The sequence below is a fragment of the Leucobacter japonicus genome, from assembly GCF_001273855.1.
Taxonomy (GTDB): domain Bacteria; phylum Actinomycetota; class Actinomycetes; order Actinomycetales; family Microbacteriaceae; genus Leucobacter; species Leucobacter japonicus.
The window spans coordinates 37,613-53,158 of sequence record NZ_JHBX01000077.1 but is presented as its reverse complement, the minus strand read 5'-3'; the positions used below and the strand labels follow the sequence as shown (position 1 = coordinate 53,158).

Genomic DNA, 15,546 nt, shown 5'->3' with positions numbered 1-15,546 from the left:
CGAACTCCTTTGTGGGCAGGAATGGATGCGGATCGCCACCACTCTACCGCGCGGAGCGTTGCTCAGCTGATGGGCGCGGTCTCCCCGATCAGGCACAGATCCTGATTCGGCCCCACAGCGGGTTCGTTCTGAGCGACGAAGCTCCGATCGGCCGCAACGACTTGACCGATCAAGCAGTCCGTACCGATGCGCACCGACACAAAGATGTTGTCGGCGGGCAGATTGGTCTTGCTCGCGTCGAAACTCACCTGCATCGCGCTCTTGTCAAAACCGGCATCGGCAACGGCCTCCACGATCGGTGCGCCTTGCACGGCCCCCGTACCGGCACTGTACGCCCGCAGCACTTCCGTGAAATACGGCAGATTCTCGGCGGCGGACCCCCCGGGGACCAGCTCGGGGGTGGTCTCGGGCGGTGCCTGCGTCTCGCGCTTCGGAGTCTCGGGAGTGGGACCCTCGAGCAGGGCGCACCCGCCGAGCAGCAGTGCGCTCAGCGCGAGCGCTGCGACAGCGGCAAACGCGGATCGGCGGGAGGGATGCGGATCAGTAGGCACACGCACAGTGTACAAAGCGGGTGCACGACCTGGCTGGTGATGCGCTGGAACAGGGCCCCTCCCGCAGCCAGGTGCAATGATGCGCTCACTGTTGTGGATTCTCCCGGACTGCTCCTGCGGCGTTCACAATTCGCGCGCACCCGCCGGTGGGAGCCGCGTGGATCGCGCAGGCTATGGGTGAGCGGGCGGCACGGACTCCGCACGGCACGCGCCGCCCGCTCATCACATTCCCCGCCGTTCGCGGCATCAACGAAGGAGCGAAGCATGACCACCACTGTCTGCGTCGTCGGCACGGTTGCGACGACCCCCAAACTGATTTCGACACCGGGCAAGGTAACGCTCTGCACGTTCCGCATCGCCGCGACCGAGCGGAAATACGATCGCGAGCGTTCCCAGTGGGTCGATGGCGAGACCAACTGGCTGACGGTCAACACCTTCCGAGGCCTCGCCGATCACTCAGCCGCGTCGTTTTCCACCGGCGACCGCGTCATCGTGAATGGGCGATTGCGCGTTCGCGCGTGGGAGACGGAGGAGAAGTCTGGCACCTCCGTCGAAGTCGAAGCCGATGCGATCGGCCACGACCTTCGCTGGGGCACGAGCACGTTTGCGAAGCAGAACGCCGCACCCCCACCGATCGAATCTGACGCATCGGCTGAGCCGGCGAGTCCCGGAGCCTTCTCCGACGACGCACTCACCCCGTCGGATTCGGGATGGCCGGTGACCCCGGTGACTTCTGACGATGCCGAGCGTGCGCCGTTCGGCGAAGGCGACGTCGCCGAGGCGGATGCGCTGCCGGCTGCCGCCTAACGCAGGTACTCGGCGAACGACGCCCGAACCTTGTTCACCTTCGGCACGGCGACCGCGAGGCAGTATCCCTGGGTCGGATTCTTCGCGAAGAAATCCTGGTGGTACTCCTCAGCCGAATACAGCGCGCCGAGCGGTTCGATCGTCGTAACGACCGGACGAGGCCAGAGTCCGCCCGCCCGCTCGCGGGCGGACTCGAACTCGGCCCGTTGCGCGTCGTCTGCTGGGAACATCGCGGATCGGTACTGCGTTCCCACGTCGTTGCCCTGCCGGTTGAGCTGAGTCGGGTCGTGCATCGTGAAGAACGCATCCAGGATCACCGAGGAAGGAATGACCTCCGGGTCGAATGTCACGGCCACGGCTTCCGCATGCCCCGTTGCTCCCGTGCACACCTGCTCATACGTGGGTTGGTCGCTCTCGCCACCCGTGTAGGCCGACACCACATCAGTGACACCCCTGAGTGCGCGATACGCGGCATCCAAGCACCAGAAGCAGCCCCCGGCCAGAACGTAAGTCGTGTTCGTCATTTCTCTCCTTCAGCCGGCACCCACCAGTCATCGCTGGGCGAGACCGGCTGACGGCGCTTGTGCTCCGTCGCGCGGTACCGGCGCTCGAGGTTCTCAACGCTCGACGGGTCGACCGTGTTCCCGGTGAGGAACGCGTCAATCTCGGAGTAGCTGACGCCGAGGCTCGATTCATCGGTCTGCCCCGGCTGGTCGTCGAGCAGATCGGCGGTCGGTGCCTTCTTCCAGAGCCGCTCCGGGGCATCGAGCGCCCGGAGCAGCGAGGCACCCTGCCCCTTGGTCAATCCGTCGAGCGGTACGACGTCGGCCGCCCCGTCGCCAAACTTGGTGAAGAAGCCGGTCACCGCTTCCGCAGCGTGATCTGTACCCACCACGAGGAGTCCGCGGTCGCCCGCGATAGCGTACTGCGCGACCATGCGCATTCGCGCCTTGATGTTGCCACGATTGAAATCGGTGACCGGTGAGCCGAGGGCATCCGACACGGCCGCATCGAGCGCGGAAGTCGCGGGCTTGATATCCACCGTCAACGTCTGATCGGGCGCGATGAACTGGAGTGCGAGTTGCGCATCGTCTTCATCCTGCTGCACGCCGTGCGGCAGCCGCACGGCGACGAACTCTGCCTCGCGACCCTCGGCGCGCAAGCGTTCGACAGCGAGCTGCACCAGCCGACCCGCCAGCGACGAATCTTGGCCGCCGGAAATTCCGAGCACGAAGCCGCGCACCCCTGGAATGGAAGCGGCGTATGCGGCGAGAAAGGCGACGCGACGTTCGATCTCCGCCTGCGGGTCGATCTCGGGTTGCACGCCCAGGGCGTCGATGATCTGCTGCTGTGACTCGCTCATACGCACACCCTACTCCGGCCTGATTGCCGCACGGTTACAGCAGATCTTCCACGGGCAGCAGACACCGCGGGCCGAGCAGGCCCTTCAGCTCGCCGAAGAGATCAGCCGTGATGCGCACCTGCTGCGGAAGCTCGAAGACGCGGATCGCCGTCGACGTCATCAGGTTCAAACGCACCTCGCTGTCACCCCGGTGACGCGTCAGGGTATCTTTCAACTCCCCCATCACCTTCTCGGTCGCTCGGGAGTCCGCAAGGGAGATCATCAGCATCGACGCGTCGTCTTGCGCAGAGACGTCGATCGGTTTGACCCCGTAGGCGTGCATAGACATGCCGTCGTCACGCGCATTCATCTTCCCTCGGAGCGCCACCACGCTGTCGGGCTGCAGCAGGCTGCCGAACTCCTGATACGACTTCCCCATGAAGAGCGCCTGCACCTCGCCGGTGAAGTCCTCGATCGTGACCATGCCGTACAGGTTGCCGGACTTCGCCGTGCGGTGCTGCACACTCGTGAGGAGCCCGGCGACCGTGACAATCTCGCCATCGAAACTCGGGCTCGCTTCGGGGTTGGTCACCTGCTGCACGGTGGCACTCGCCTCTTTCGCAAGGGCGGCGTCGAGTCCGCGAAGCGGGTGATCCGAGACGTACAAGCCGAGCATCTCTCGTTCGAAGGCGAGCTTGTCTTTCTTCGTCCACTCCGGGCGATCGGGAACCTGCGACACCGAATCACCGGCACCGTCCGCCTCGGCGACTTCAGCGAACAGGCTGTCGAAATCGAAACCAACATTGCCGTTCTCAGCGTCACGCTTCTCCTTGACCGAACTTTCGATCGCGGATTCGTGAATTTCGACCAGTGCCCGTCGCGTACCCCCGAGCCCGTCGAAGGCACCCGCTTTGATGAGTGATTCGATCGTGCGCTTGTTCAGCCCGACCAGCGACACCTTCTTGAGATAGTCGTGGAACGTCTCGAAGTTGCCCTTGGTCTCGCGCGCCTCCCGGACTGCCTCGACGACGTTCGTACCGACGTTGCGAATCGCGCCGAGGCCGAATCGAATATCGGTGCCGACTGCCGAGAAGTTCGCGAACGATTCATTCACCGCGGGCGGCAGCACCTTGATGCCCATGCGGCGGCACTCGTTGAGATAGATCGCGAGTTTGTCTTTGGAGTCGCCGACGCTCGTCAACAGCGCCGCCATGTACTCGGCGGGATAGTGCTCTTTGAGATAGGCGGTCCAGTAGCTCACCACGCCGTACGCTGCAGAGTGCGCCTTGTTGAATGCGTAGTCCGAGAAGGGCAGCAGAATGTCCCAGAGCGCTTTGACAGCGGCCTCAGAGTACCCGCGCTCTTTCATGCCGCCGGCAAAGCCTTCGTACTGTTTGTCGAGCTCGGACTTCTTTTTCTTGCCCATGGCGCGTCGCAGAATATCGGCCTGACCGAGCGAGAAGCCCGCGACCCGCTGCGCGATCGACATCACCTGCTCCTGGTAGATGATGAGGCCGTACGTCGTCTCGAGGATGTCTTTCAGCGGCTCGGCCAGCTCGGGGTGAATCGGCGTGATCTCTTGCAAGCCGTTCTTGCGGAGCGCGTAGTTCGTATGAGAATCGGCGCCCATGGGACCCGGGCGGTACAGTGCGAGCACCGCGGAGATGTCTTCGAAGTTGTCGGGCTTCATGAGGCGCAGCAGGCCGCGCATCGGCCCGCCGTCGAGCTGGAACACTCCGAGTGTGTCTCCGCGCGCGAGCAACTCGTACGACGGCGCATCGTCGAGCTCGAGGCGCTCGAGGTCGAGCTCCTCGCCACGGTTCAGGCGGATGTTCTCCAGCGCATCCGAGATGATCGTGAGGTTGCGCAACCCCAGAAAGTCCATCTTGATCAGCCCGAGGCCCTCGCAGGTCGGGTAATCGAACTGGGTGACGATCTGACCGTCTTGTTCGCGCTTCTGCAGCGGAATGATGTCGATGAGCGGATCGCTCGACATGATCACACCGGCGGCGTGCACACCCCACTGCCGTTTCAGGCCTTCGAGCCCGAGTGCGGTGTCGTAGACCGTCTTGGCCTCGGGGTCTTCTTGCAGTACCGCGCGGAACTCGGCTGCCTCTTTGTACCTCGGGTGCTTGCTGTCGGTGATACCCGAGAGGGGAATGTCTTTCGCCATGACGGCGGGCGGCATCGCTTTGGTCAGCTTCTCGCCCATGCCGAAGGGGAACCCGAGCACGCGCGACGAATCTTTCAGCGCCTGCTTCGATTTGATCGTGCCGTAGGTGACGATCTGAGCGACACGCTCATCGCCGTATTTCTCCGTCACGTACTTGATGACCTCGCCGCGGCGACGATCATCGAAGTCGACGTCGAAGTCGGGCATCGAAACACGGTCGGGGTTCAGGAAGCGCTCGAAGATTAGCCCGTGCTGCAGCGGATCGAGATCGGTGATGCGCATCGCGTACGCCACCATCGAACCGGCACCCGAACCGCGGCCGGGGCCCACGCGGATACCGTTGTTCTTCGACCAATTGATGAAGTCGGCGACGACGAGGAAGTAGCCGGGGAACCCCATCTGCGTAATGACGCCGATCTCGTACTCGGCCTGCTTGCGCACATTATCGGGAATGCCGTTCGGGTACCGGTACTGCAGTCCCAGCTCGACCTCTTTGATGAACCAGCTATCTTCGGATTCCCCTGCGGGCACCGGGTATCGCGGCATATAGTTCGCCGAGGTGTTGAATTCGACATTGCAGCGCTCGGCGATGAGCAGGGTGTTATCGCACGCCTCCGGGAAGTCGCGGAAGATGTGCCGCATTTCAGCGGCCGTCTTCAGGTAGTACCCCGACCCGTTGAATTGGAATCGGTTCGGATCGTCAAGGCGCGACCCCGACTGCACGCACAGGAGCGCCGAGTGCGCCTCGGCATCGGCCTCGTGCACGTAGTGGAGGTCATTCGTCGCGACGAGCGGAATCGAGAGATCGCGGGCGATCTTCACGAGATCGCTCTGCACACGGCGCTCGATCTCGAGTCCGTGATCCATCAGCTCGCAGAAGAAATTCTCGCGCCCGAAGATGTCCTGGAATTCTGCCGCGGCCTGACGCGCCTCCTGGTACTGCCCCAGGCGCAGTCGGGTCTGGATCTCGCCCGACGGGCAGCCGGTCGTGGTGATCAGCCCCTTCCCATAGGTCTGGAGGAGCTCACGATCCATACGCGGCTTGAAGTAGTAGCCCTGCATCGACGCGTAGCTCGAGAGTCGGAAGAGGTTGTGCATGCCCTCCGTCGACTCGGACAGCATGGTCATGTGCGTGTAAGCGCCCGAGCCCGAGACGTCGTCGCCACCGCCGTCGCCCCAGCGCACACGTGTCTTGTCCGTGCGATGCGTGCCCGGCGTGAGGTACGCCTCAATGCCGATGATGGGGTTGAGCCCGTGGTCTTTGGCCTGTCGCCAGAAGTCGAACGCACCGAACGTGTTGCCGTGGTCAGTGACGGCGATCGCCGGCATTCCCTGCGCAGCCGCGGCCTCCATGAGCGGCCCGACACGCGCCGCCCCGTCGAGCATCGAGTACTCGCTGTGCACGTGCAGGTGCACGAACCCGTCTGAATCTGACACCGGTGAAACCCCTCTCGCGGACCATCACCAGGGTACTGCGCGCCTCTGACATTCGACACTTCGCGAGACGGCGCGCGCGGCGCGGCGCGATCCGGCGATCAAGCGATCAAGCGATCAGGCAAGTACCCCGCGCACCCAAGGGATGCACCGCAAAAGCAGTGAGGCCCCGAGACTCAGTGCGGCGACTGCGACGGTGAGCACGGGAACCGAGATCCAGGGGCTGGCGATCTCCGTCGTCACTCCGACCTGCCGCAGGCACCACAGGAAGAAGGGATGCACGAGATAGATTCCGAATGATGCCCCGGCAAACAGGGTCACCGCGCGAGACCACCTCGTGCTCAGCCGGTGCGACACGTTCCAATCGCGTGCGCAGACGAAGACGGCGACAGCGACGACGGCCACGGTGATCGACACGAAGTCGAAGTACCGCTCATCAGTCTCTCCCGCTGCCCGCGACGCGTCGATCGTGCCCCAGACCGTCGCCGCGATGCCTGCAGCTGCGCAGATGATCCACCCCACGCGTGCTCGTGTCGTGCCGCGCGCCGTATGCAGCAGATAGCCGAGCACGAAGTAGCCGGAGTACCCGAGCACGAGGTCGAAGCGCATCGTGCCGAGCACCGACCGCAACAGGTCACCGGCACCCGAGATGGATTCGAGCAGCGGAAACACCGCCGCGAACGGAACCGCGAGTGCGACGAAGTACCACGAGATGCGACGGTCGGTCGTGATCCGGCGCAGGATCGGCGTCGCCAGGTTCAACCCAATCAGTGCGATCAGGAACCACAAGTGGAAGTGACCGGTCACGAATTCGGAGATGAACTCCCACAGATCCCGGCTTCCACCGGGGCCGTACACCGTGAGCGCCGCGTACAGCAGCGACCACACGGCATATCCGAAGGCGAGACGTGCAATTCGTCGCCGCAAAGAACGGGCCCGAAGCGTGCGCTGGGGGTCGAGGAAGAGCGCTCCCGAGATCATGAAGAAGATCGGTACGCAGAACCGGAGTGCACCGTTGATCCACGTCAACTCAACCCATCGGGTGTCGATGATCAGAATCGCATGCCATTCGGTAATCGCGGCGTGGATCCCGATCACCGCGATCGTCGCAACGACGCGCAACACCTCGAAATACTCGATGCGCTTCGGGTCCTCCCGCACGGGAGTGGTCGTCGCTGCCTGAGTATCCATGCCTCGGAAGCGTATCAAGCTCTGCGCACCGAGGCTCACAGCCGGCCGACCCAGCGGGTCGTCACAGCGGTTCAAAACCTCGCCGGGAGTAGGGTGAACGGACGGCGGGTACGAACGCGCTCTCCCAGCGCCCCGTTCCAAGTACGAGGTTCCATCGACATGGGCCGCCGCCGCTAGCGATACTTCGAGGAGTTGCCCAGTGAACGAACGCATCCCGCGCGTGAGCGTGGTGATTCCCGTCTACAATTCGATGCCCTACCTCACCGGGACGCTCGAATCGTTGGTCGCTCAAGACCTGCGCGACATCGAGATCATCGCCATCAACGACGGTTCGACGGATGGATCAGGCGCAGAACTCGACCGCTTCGCCGCCCTGGATCACCGGATCACCGTCGTGCATCAGGAAAACAGCGGATGGCCCGGGATGCCGCGCAACCGGGGCCTCGAACGCGCGCAAGGACGCTACGTACTGTTCATGGATGCGGATGACACGATGGTGCCGCATGCACTCCGCGTGATGGCGGATCAGGCCGACTGGGCGGAGGCCGACGTCGTGATCCCTCGATTTGCGGGGACCGGGGGTCGCCACGTGCAGGCGTTGTTCGAGCGTCACCCGGAAGGCCCGATCTCGCTCGAGCGCGCCATGGAAAGCCTGTCACCGCAGAAGCTCTTCCGGCGCGACATGCTGGAGACGGAGGGGCTCCGATTCCCCGAGGGCAAAGTGCGCCTGGAAGACGGAATCTTCGTGACGCGCGCCTACGTGCTCGCCCGCCGAATCCTGTTCTCGGGATCCGGCCCGTTGTACCTCATCGCGTTGCGCGACGACGGCGGAAACATTTCGAGCCAGGCGATCGACCCGCAGAACTACGTGTCGTCATGTCGCACGATTGCCGAGACGCTGCGTGCCGGTGTTCCAGATGAGACACGCAGCAGCACCCTTATCCGTCAGTTCTTCACGCGCAAGGGCTTGCGGTTCTATGCGCCGAAGCGCTGGATGCTCATGGATTCCGATCGTCGACACGAATGGGTCAATCTTCACCGCGCCTTCCTGCACGACTTCCTCCCCGAGTCGAGCGACGCGCGGATCGCGCATCCGACGGACCGATTGAAGCTCGAACTCATTCGGGCCGGAGACGTATCAGGCCTGGACCGCCTCATCGCGTCGGCGCCTGAACTCGATCATCTCCCTCGAGCGGTCGGGGCTCGCGCCGTTCCCGGCGGGCTCGAATTGACCATCTCGATGTCGCCGACATCGGAAGATTCGCCGCTGCGGAGTGCCGGAGCGGGAATTCGAGCGCGACTCGCGGACCGCGTGTACCGTGCCTCGCGCCCGTACCTCGACCGCCGCGTCGTCCGCGGAGGCTCGCGATGGATCGCGCGACTGCTCACCGGTGATGCTGCGGGGGCGACGCTGCTTCTTGCCGGACGCAAGGTCGCGCGCGCGGCAGCCATTCCCGGCCGACTCGCCTATCGCGCTGACGCATCCTCATCTGGCGACACCGACGGCCCCAGCTACCGATTCGTCGTGCCGAACTCGCTCCTGCGCCGATACGGTGCGGATCGCGTCGACCTCTGGACGGTTGCCCGTTCGGGGCGCCGGCTCAGTGGGGACCGCATTCGCGTGACGGCGGATCGCCGACCCGCTCGCGAGGTCGCCGGTGTGCGGCTGTACACGACCGACCGCGGCAACCTCAGCCTGCACGGTCGCGGCACACGCCGCAGCACGAACGACTAGGCGTCGAGCACGTCGAGTGCGTGCTGCAGGTCTGCAGGGTATCGACTCGAGTACGTCACCCGTTCTCCCGACCCGGGGTGACGGAAGCCGAGTCGCATCGCGTGCAGCCACTGCCGCGTGAGCCCGAGCCGAGCCGAGAGGGTCGGGTCGGCGCCGTACATGCCGTCGCCCACGCACGGATGCCGCTGGGCTGCCATGTGTACACGAATCTGGTGGGTGCGACCGGTCTCCAACTGGATCTCGAGCAGCGTGGCGTAGGGGAAGGCCTCGAGCGTTTCGTAGTGCGTCACCGAAGGTTTGCCGTCGCGCGTGACGGCAAACTTCCACTCGTGACCGGGATGACGACCAATCGGCCCATCGATGGTTCCCGCGAACGGATCCGGATGACCTTGCACGACGGCGTGATAAATCTTCTCCACCTCGCGCTCCTTGAACGCGCGCTTGAGGTCGCTGTACGCACGCTCGCTCTTGGCCACCACCATGAGTCCGCTGGTGCCCGCGTCGAGGCGATGCACGATGCCCTGACGCTCGGGCGGGCCTGAAGTGGCGATCCGGTACCCGGCTCCCGCCAGCGCGCCCAGCACCGTGGGTCCCTGCCAGCCCAACGATGGGTGCGCAGCAACGCCCGCGGGTTTGTCGATCACGACGATCTCATCGTCATCGTGCACGATTCCGAGCTCCGGGAGGTCGACCGGAACGATCTCGGGGCCGCGCTTCTCCTGCCACGACACTTCGAGCCAGCCGCCTGCCGTCAAACGATCCGACTTGCCCAGCGTCCGACCGTCCAGCACAACATCGCCCGAGCTCGCGATCTCCGCGGCGAAACTGCGCGAGAAACCGAGCATCTTGGCGAGTGCCGCGTCGACGCGCTCGCCCGCGAGACCGTCCGGGACCGGAAAACTACGGTGTTCCATGCGCCTGGTCTTCTGCACCGTGTGCGTCGTCGCGCGACTCCCCTGCGGGATCGGTGTCGTCTGCAGCGGACGTCGAATCGCGGTCGCTGCGAGGTCGGGCATCGATCGAAACGCCGAGAAGCGTGATCAGGATGAACAGGATCATTCCGGAGACGATGGCGATGTCGGCGATGTTGTAGATCGCTTCATTGAAGCCGAGCCACAACCAGGGCGTCGAGATGAAGTCGATCACGTGGCCCTGCGGAAAACCTGGCTCACGGGTCAGACGATCCGTCAGATTGCCGAGCACCCCGCCCAGGAGCAACCCGAGGAACAGCGCCCACGCGACCGAACGCAGTCGTCGAATCTGCCAGAGGACGACCACGACGACGGCGACCGCCAGGATGGTGAAGATCCAGGTCGAACCGGTTGCGAATGAGAACGCAGCTCCGGGGTTGCGCACGAAGTGCCACCGCAGCAGCTCGCCCCACACGGGCACCGTCTGGCCCTCGACCAGATGGTCGACGACCCAGTTCTTCACGAGTTGATCGGCGGATAACACCACAGCCGCCACTCCCAGGAGGAGCAGCGGCACGAGCGCACGCCGTCGCGAGGCGGTGGGGGTGCCCACCGCCTCGGAACCGTCGTTCACGTTCGCGACTACTACTGCAGGCCGTCAGGCGCGCCGGCCGGCTCAGGAGAGCCGTCGAGTCCACGCAGCTGGGACTGAATGTAGGAGCGAAGCGTTGAGCGGTACTCGCTCTCGAACTGACGCAGGTCCTTGATCTTGAACTGCAGGTCGCTGCGTTCTTCGCCGAGCTGACGCAGTTCTTCGGCGCGCTGCTTCTGAGCCTCATCGACGAGCTGCTTGGCAGTACGCTCGGCGTCCTGGATCATCTGATCGCGCTTCGCCTCAGCGTCCGAGATGAGCTTGTCGCGGGTGGCTTCACCCTCGTGCACGTGCTTGTCGTGCAGCTCAAGCGCCAGCTGCAGCATGGCGCTCGACTTGACCGCATCGGGCTGCGGAAGCGCCGTGTCGGTCGATGCGGCGGGTGCCGATACCACGGGCGCGGCCACCGGCTGCGGTGCCGGCGCCTCAACCACGATGGTCTGTTCAGATGCTGCACCATCGGAGGCGTCAGCGCTCTCCGCAGCAGCAGTGCTCGACCCGGCAGCCGCGAGTTGCGCGGTCAGATCGTCGATCTGCGAGCGCAGTTCGGCCTTCTCCTGCTCGTGCTGGCGCAGCTCCTCGACGATGGTGTCGAGGAAATCATCGACCTGGTCGAGATCGTAGCCATCGCGGAACTTGGTGATCGTGAACTTCTGGTTCACGACATCTTCGGGAGTCAAGGCCATCGTTACGTCTCTTTCGCTTCGGGACCACTGACGTGGTCTAGAACAACGCTAGCAAATAAAGTCGGGTTCGCGCAGGCGAAGCGCAGCTGACTACAGGGCGGAGAGGATCGCGATGAGGATCCAGCACGCGATCATCGTGAGCATCCACCCGAGATCGAGCGCTACCTGACCCAATCGAATTGGCGGAAATACCTTCCGGAACAGCTTGATCGGCGGGTCGGTCACCGAGTACACGAGTTCGACCAGCACGACCCAGAATCCGCGGGGCCGGAAATTGCGATTAAGTACGGTGACCCAGTCGAGCACGAATCTCGCCCACAGCACAAAGGTGTAGACGCGCAGCGCGAGGATCAGGATGAAGGCGATCGCCCCAACGATCTGCACGCTCAGGCCGAGGGCGCGACGAAGAACGAACCGCTGTCGCTCTTCTGAGAATCATCACCAGCGGTCTCGATGTGCTCCGGCGAGAGCAGGAAAACCTTGCTCGTGACCCGTTCGATGCGCCCGTGCAGGCCCATCGTCAGACCGCTCGCGAAGTCGATCAGGCGCTTGGCGTCGCCGTCGTTCATGCGCGACACATTGACGATGACGGGAACACCGTCGCGGAAGCTCTCCGCAATGACCGTGGCATCGCCGTACGCCGTCGGGTGCACCGTGAGGATCTCGTTCAACGCCTGGGGCGCCGCCTGGCGTGTCGGCGTCACGCGGCGGAGCGGGGTCACGGACGCGCGCTGGGGCGCCTGGCGCGGCGCGTCCGCCTTCGGCGCAGACGCCGCGGGCTGGGCAGCGCGGGGGGCCGCCGGCTGCGGCGACTCGGTGCTCTGCGCGTCGAGGTCTTCCTCGGCGAGGCCCAGGAACACCATGGTCTTCTTCAGCGGGTTGCTCATTGTTTCTCCCAACGGTGCGGTGTTTCGAGACTACCGGGGGTCCGGGCGTTTCCCCGTGATTGCACTGCCGATCCGCAGGTGTGTCGCGCCAGCGGCAATGGCCTCCCGGAAGTCGTGCGTCATGCCCGCAGAAATGGCGGTCGCCTCGGGTGCGAGCGTACGCACGCGATCGGAGTACTGGGCGAGTCGCTCGAACGCGGCGGCCGGCGGCTCTTCGAGCGGGGCGACAGCCATCACACCGCGCAGGCGAAGATCTTCGGCGCGCAATGTCCGTTCGACGAGTGCTTCGAGCCCTTCGGGTGCAACTCCCCCGCGCCCCGGATCATCCGTGAGATTGATCTGCAGGAACACGTCGAGCGGCGTACCGACACCGTCCAGGGCATCAACGAGACGTTCGCGATCGATGGAGTGAATCGCGCGCGCATAGCGGGCGGCCTGGCGCGCCTTCTTCGTCTGCAACTGTCCGATGAAGTGCCAGGACAGCGCGGGATCAGCTACCGCATCCGCCTTCTCCTGGGCTTCCTGGTGCCGGTTTTCACCCACATCGCGAACGCCGTGCGCGATGAGTTCCGTGACCAGTGCAGCCGGGTGAAACTTGGTCACCACGATCAGCGTCAGATCGTCGGGCTCCCGCCCGACGGCCCGAGCAGCGTCAGCGATCTCGGCGCGCACAGAGGCGAGGCGCTCCCCGAGACCCGGGTATGCGAGCGTTGCATCGTCTGCCATGTGCGCGAACCGTCGCCGTTACCGGAGGAACTCGGGGATGTCGAGATCGTCGTCGTCGTCTCCGTCGAATGCCGGATCCGACAGCTGCGCCTCAACCGGAGGGTTGGAGAGCACCTCGCCGAACTGCCCGGTCGGCGGATTCTGCGTAGCGGCCTCGCGATCCTGCGATGCATTGAATCCCGGGTAGCCCAGACCGGTGGCTTCGGCGGTCGCACCCGCTGCGCGCGGCGCCGGCGCGGCGACGTCTTCCAGGCTCTCGACGTGGCTGCCGCGCCGTCCGCGCTCGGGGCCGGTCACCTGCGGGCTCGGCTCCTCGTCGAAACCGGCAGCGATCACGGTGACACGGACTTCATCACCGAGCGTGTCATCGATGACGGTACCGAAAATGATGTTGGCTTCGGGGTGCACGACGTCCTGCACCAGCGTAGAAGCCTCGTAGATCTCACTGAGCGCGAGGTTGGATGACCCCTGAATCGACAGCAGCACGCCGTGCGCGCCTTCGACCGATGCTTCGAGCAGCGGCGATGCGACGGCGAGTTCTGCGGCCTTGATCGCTCGGTCGGCTCCCCGTGCGGAACCGATGCCCATGAGGGCCGCGCCCGCGCCCTGCATGACCGACTTGACGTCGGCGAAGTCGAGGTTGATGAGTCCCGGTGTCGTGATGAGGTCGGTGATCCCCGAGACTCCGGCGAGCAGCACCTGGTCCGCGGCGGCGAATGCCTCGATCATGCTGATTCCCGGCTCACTGATGTCGAGCAGGCGATCGTTCGGCACGACGATGAGCGTATCCACGGCCTCACGAAGCGTGTGCACCCCAGAATCGGCCTGTGCGGCGCGGCGCTTCCCCTCGAAGCTGAACGGTCGAGTGACGACGCCGATGGTGAGTGCGCCGATCGACTTCGCGATGCGTGCGACCACGGGAGCGGCGCCGGTTCCGGTGCCGCCACCCTCACCCGCGGTGACGAAGACCATGTCGGCCCCCGACAGGGCCTCCTCGATCTCCTCGGCGTGGTCCTCGGCCGCACGTCGCCCGACCTCGGGGTCGGCGCCGGCGCCGAGACCGCGGGTCAGCTCACGCCCCACATCGAGCTTGACGTCGGCATCGCTGAGCAGCAGCGCCTGGGCATCGGTGTTGACAGCGATGAACTCGACTCCACGGAGTCCGAGCTCGATCATGCGGTTGACGGCGTTCACGCCGCCGCCGCCGACGCCGACGACCTTGATCACCGCAAGGTAGTTCTGGTTCGCTGACACGTGGTTCCTCCGCCCCTAACCTTCAACCTCTACTTAAGGTTAAGTGTTAGTATCGCCGTATACATTTCCTGCGCACCACCGTATGGGGAGCGCCCCGCCACCAGAGGCAGACACGCCGCGACCGGTACGAAACTTCGTCCGAACGCGTCCGTGCGCATGCCGCCACGCCGTTACTGCACGAATACGGGAGCCTCGGACGACGAGACATCGATTCGACTCACGGACTGATCGGCGAGCGCGGTGAGCATAGTCTGCAGCACCACTGCCTTGCGACGCGTATCCGTCGCGTCGCCCCAGAGCACCTCAACCCCCGAGGCGAGCGTCAACGTCACGTCCTGTGCACTCGTCGCCGTCGCTCCCACGATCTGGGCCCGAAGCTCGTCGGGCATGTCGCGCAACGACCGAGCGGCCGAGTGAAACGCGTCGGAATCGAGGTCGGAGAGGGCGCCGCCGGCCACCGGCACACCGGCCGGGGCCGCCTCGGCGGTACCGAGCAGCACTCCCGCCGCATCGTACATCGAAACCCCCGCGTCACCGGCGACCGAGAGGACGGGCACGCGTTCTTGGATCCGCACGATGAGGGTGTGCGGCGGCACGCGCTCAACGGCATAGCGTTGAATGACCGGGAACGGTTCGAGCGCGCGATGCACCTCGGAATCGTCGACGAGAGCAAGAGGCACGCCGGTGAAACGCTGCAGGGCCGCCGAAATATCTGCTTCGTTGACCGTCGCCGCGCCTTCGACGCGCACGTCGCGCACCGCCATGAGTGGCGTGAACACCCCTGCCGCAACGAAGAGGGCGAGGGCCGCAACGGCACTTCCGGCGATGATCCAGAATCGCCGTCGCCCTCTCGAGGCAGCAGAGAAACGCTTCCGTTCCAGACGAAAGCGTGCGCGCCGCTGCTTCGCGGCAGCTTTCAGTCGACGTTCTGCGGCACGCACACTGTCGGCCTCGCCCCGATCTCGCCAGCGATCGGGTGACGTCACTGCGCCCGCACGAATCGCGCGCACGTCGCTGAGGTCGACCGTCGGAGCCACCGCTGCCTCGCCGCTCAACGATTCGGCGTCATCAACCGGGGAAGCGGGAGACCCCGCTTCAGGCGCTGTCTCTCCCCCGGTATCGGACCCGGATGGGTTCAGCGGCCTGCTCGCCCCGGCACGGCGTCCCCGGAGTCGATCCACGATCGAAGGCGCGTCG

15 protein-coding genes are annotated in these 15,546 nt (G+C 64.9%); 2 read left to right on the top strand and 13 right to left on the bottom strand.

Annotated features, from left to right (window positions below; all coding sequences use genetic code 11):
• Positions 1 to 62: 62 nt before the first annotated feature.
• Positions 63 to 551, bottom strand: coding sequence for a DUF6993 domain-containing protein (locus AMS67_RS01395; protein ID WP_053385780.1), 489 nt, complete (start codon positions 549 to 551; stop codon positions 63 to 65).
• 264 nt (positions 552 to 815) lie between these two features.
• Here AMS67_RS01395 and ssb point away from each other — a divergent pair, with 264 nt between their 5' ends.
• Positions 816 to 1,358 carry a single-stranded DNA-binding protein gene (gene ssb / locus AMS67_RS01390; RefSeq protein ID WP_053385779.1) on the top strand — a complete coding sequence of 181 codons (543 nt, stop codon included), beginning with the start codon at positions 816 to 818 and terminating at the stop codon, positions 1,356 to 1,358.
• Here the strand turns inward: ssb and msrA are convergent.
• The 4 genes from msrA to AMS67_RS01370 form a co-directional block, all read right to left on the bottom strand.
• A complete protein-coding gene (msrA, locus tag AMS67_RS01385) occupies positions 1,355 to 1,882 on the bottom strand; it encodes a peptide-methionine (S)-S-oxide reductase MsrA (RefSeq protein WP_053385778.1) in 528 nt (175 codons plus the stop codon). The genes ssb and msrA overlap by 4 nt on opposite strands.
• Positions 1,879 to 2,721, bottom strand: a complete 843-nt coding sequence (gene nadE / locus AMS67_RS01380; RefSeq protein ID WP_053385777.1) for an NAD(+) synthase — start codon at positions 2,719 to 2,721, stop codon at positions 1,879 to 1,881. Before nadE ends, msrA begins: the two co-directional genes overlap by 4 nt.
• Before the next feature lie 34 nt (positions 2,722 to 2,755).
• Positions 2,756 to 6,259: a DNA polymerase III subunit alpha gene (dnaE, locus tag AMS67_RS01375; protein ID WP_053385908.1), complete on the bottom strand. Its 3,504-nt coding sequence runs from the start codon at positions 6,257 to 6,259 to the stop codon at positions 2,756 to 2,758.
• A gap of 165 nt (positions 6,260 to 6,424) precedes the next feature.
• Positions 6,425 to 7,498, bottom strand: a complete 1,074-nt coding sequence (locus AMS67_RS01370; RefSeq protein WP_053385776.1) for an acyltransferase — start codon at positions 7,496 to 7,498, stop codon at positions 6,425 to 6,427.
• A gap of 199 nt (positions 7,499 to 7,697) precedes the next feature.
• On the opposite strand from AMS67_RS01370, the gene AMS67_RS01365 reads away from it, so the two are divergent.
• Positions 7,698 to 9,233, top strand: coding sequence for a glycosyltransferase family 2 protein (locus tag AMS67_RS01365; protein ID WP_053385775.1), 1,536 nt, complete (start codon positions 7,698 to 7,700; stop codon positions 9,231 to 9,233).
• Here the strand turns inward: AMS67_RS01365 and AMS67_RS01360 are convergent.
• The 8 genes from AMS67_RS01360 to AMS67_RS01325 form a co-directional block, all read right to left on the bottom strand.
• Positions 9,230 to 10,147: an RluA family pseudouridine synthase gene (locus AMS67_RS01360; protein ID WP_053385774.1), complete on the bottom strand. Its 918-nt coding sequence runs from the start codon at positions 10,145 to 10,147 to the stop codon at positions 9,230 to 9,232. The genes AMS67_RS01365 and AMS67_RS01360 overlap by 4 nt on opposite strands.
• Positions 10,134 to 10,778, bottom strand: coding sequence for a signal peptidase II (gene lspA, locus AMS67_RS01355; protein ID WP_075201170.1), 645 nt, complete (start codon positions 10,776 to 10,778; stop codon positions 10,134 to 10,136). Before lspA ends, AMS67_RS01360 begins: the two co-directional genes overlap by 14 nt.
• Before the next feature lie 11 nt (positions 10,779 to 10,789).
• On the bottom strand, positions 10,790 to 11,482 hold the full coding sequence (locus tag AMS67_RS01350) for a DivIVA domain-containing protein (protein ID WP_053352915.1): 693 nt from the start codon (positions 11,480 to 11,482) through the stop codon (positions 10,790 to 10,792).
• Between the two features lie 90 nt (positions 11,483 to 11,572).
• Positions 11,573 to 11,866: a YggT family protein gene (locus AMS67_RS01345; RefSeq protein WP_053352914.1), complete on the bottom strand. Its 294-nt coding sequence runs from the start codon at positions 11,864 to 11,866 to the stop codon at positions 11,573 to 11,575.
• 2 nt (positions 11,867 to 11,868) lie between these two features.
• The gene (locus AMS67_RS01340) at positions 11,869 to 12,369 is read right to left on the bottom strand and encodes a cell division protein SepF (protein ID WP_053385773.1); all 501 of its coding nucleotides are present in this window, start codon (positions 12,367 to 12,369) and stop codon (positions 11,869 to 11,871) included.
• A gap of 30 nt (positions 12,370 to 12,399) precedes the next feature.
• Positions 12,400 to 13,095, bottom strand: coding sequence for a YggS family pyridoxal phosphate-dependent enzyme (locus AMS67_RS01335; protein ID WP_053385772.1), 696 nt, complete (start codon positions 13,093 to 13,095; stop codon positions 12,400 to 12,402).
• Between the two features lie 18 nt (positions 13,096 to 13,113).
• On the bottom strand, positions 13,114 to 14,349 hold the full coding sequence (ftsZ, locus tag AMS67_RS01330; RefSeq protein WP_053352911.1) for a cell division protein FtsZ: 1,236 nt from the start codon (positions 14,347 to 14,349) through the stop codon (positions 13,114 to 13,116).
• A 170-nt stretch (positions 14,350 to 14,519) separates the two neighbouring features.
• Positions 14,520 to 15,404: a cell division protein FtsQ/DivIB gene (locus AMS67_RS01325; protein ID WP_156316488.1), complete on the bottom strand. Its 885-nt coding sequence runs from the start codon at positions 15,402 to 15,404 to the stop codon at positions 14,520 to 14,522.
• Positions 15,405 to 15,546: the final 142 nt, after the last annotated feature.

Excerpts from the sequence above, each read along its gene's own strand:
- msrA (WP_053385778.1), bottom strand. The coding sequence starts at position 1,882 with ATGACGAACACGACTTACGTTCTGGCCGGGGGCTGCTTCTGGTGCTTG.
- AMS67_RS01360 (WP_053385774.1), bottom strand. The coding sequence starts at position 10,147 with ATGGAACACCGTAGTTTTCCGGTCCCGGACGGTCTCGCGGGCGAGCGC.
- AMS67_RS01340 (WP_053385773.1), bottom strand. The coding sequence starts at position 12,369 with ATGAGCAACCCGCTGAAGAAGACCATGGTGTTCCTGGGCCTCGCCGAG.
- AMS67_RS01350 (WP_053352915.1), bottom strand. The coding sequence starts at position 11,482 with ATGGCCTTGACTCCCGAAGATGTCGTGAACCAGAAGTTCACGATCACC.
- dnaE (WP_053385908.1), bottom strand. The coding sequence starts at position 6,259 with ATGCTCGACGGGGCGGCGCGTGTCGGGCCGCTCATGGAGGCCGCGGCT.
- AMS67_RS01335 (WP_053385772.1), bottom strand. The coding sequence starts at position 13,095 with ATGGCAGACGATGCAACGCTCGCATACCCGGGTCTCGGGGAGCGCCTC.
- AMS67_RS01370 (WP_053385776.1), bottom strand. The coding sequence starts at position 7,498 with ATGGATACTCAGGCAGCGACGACCACTCCCGTGCGGGAGGACCCGAAG.
- nadE (WP_053385777.1), bottom strand. The coding sequence starts at position 2,721 with ATGAGCGAGTCACAGCAGCAGATCATCGACGCCCTGGGCGTGCAACCC.
- ssb (WP_053385779.1), top strand. The coding sequence starts at position 816 with ATGACCACCACTGTCTGCGTCGTCGGCACGGTTGCGACGACCCCCAAA.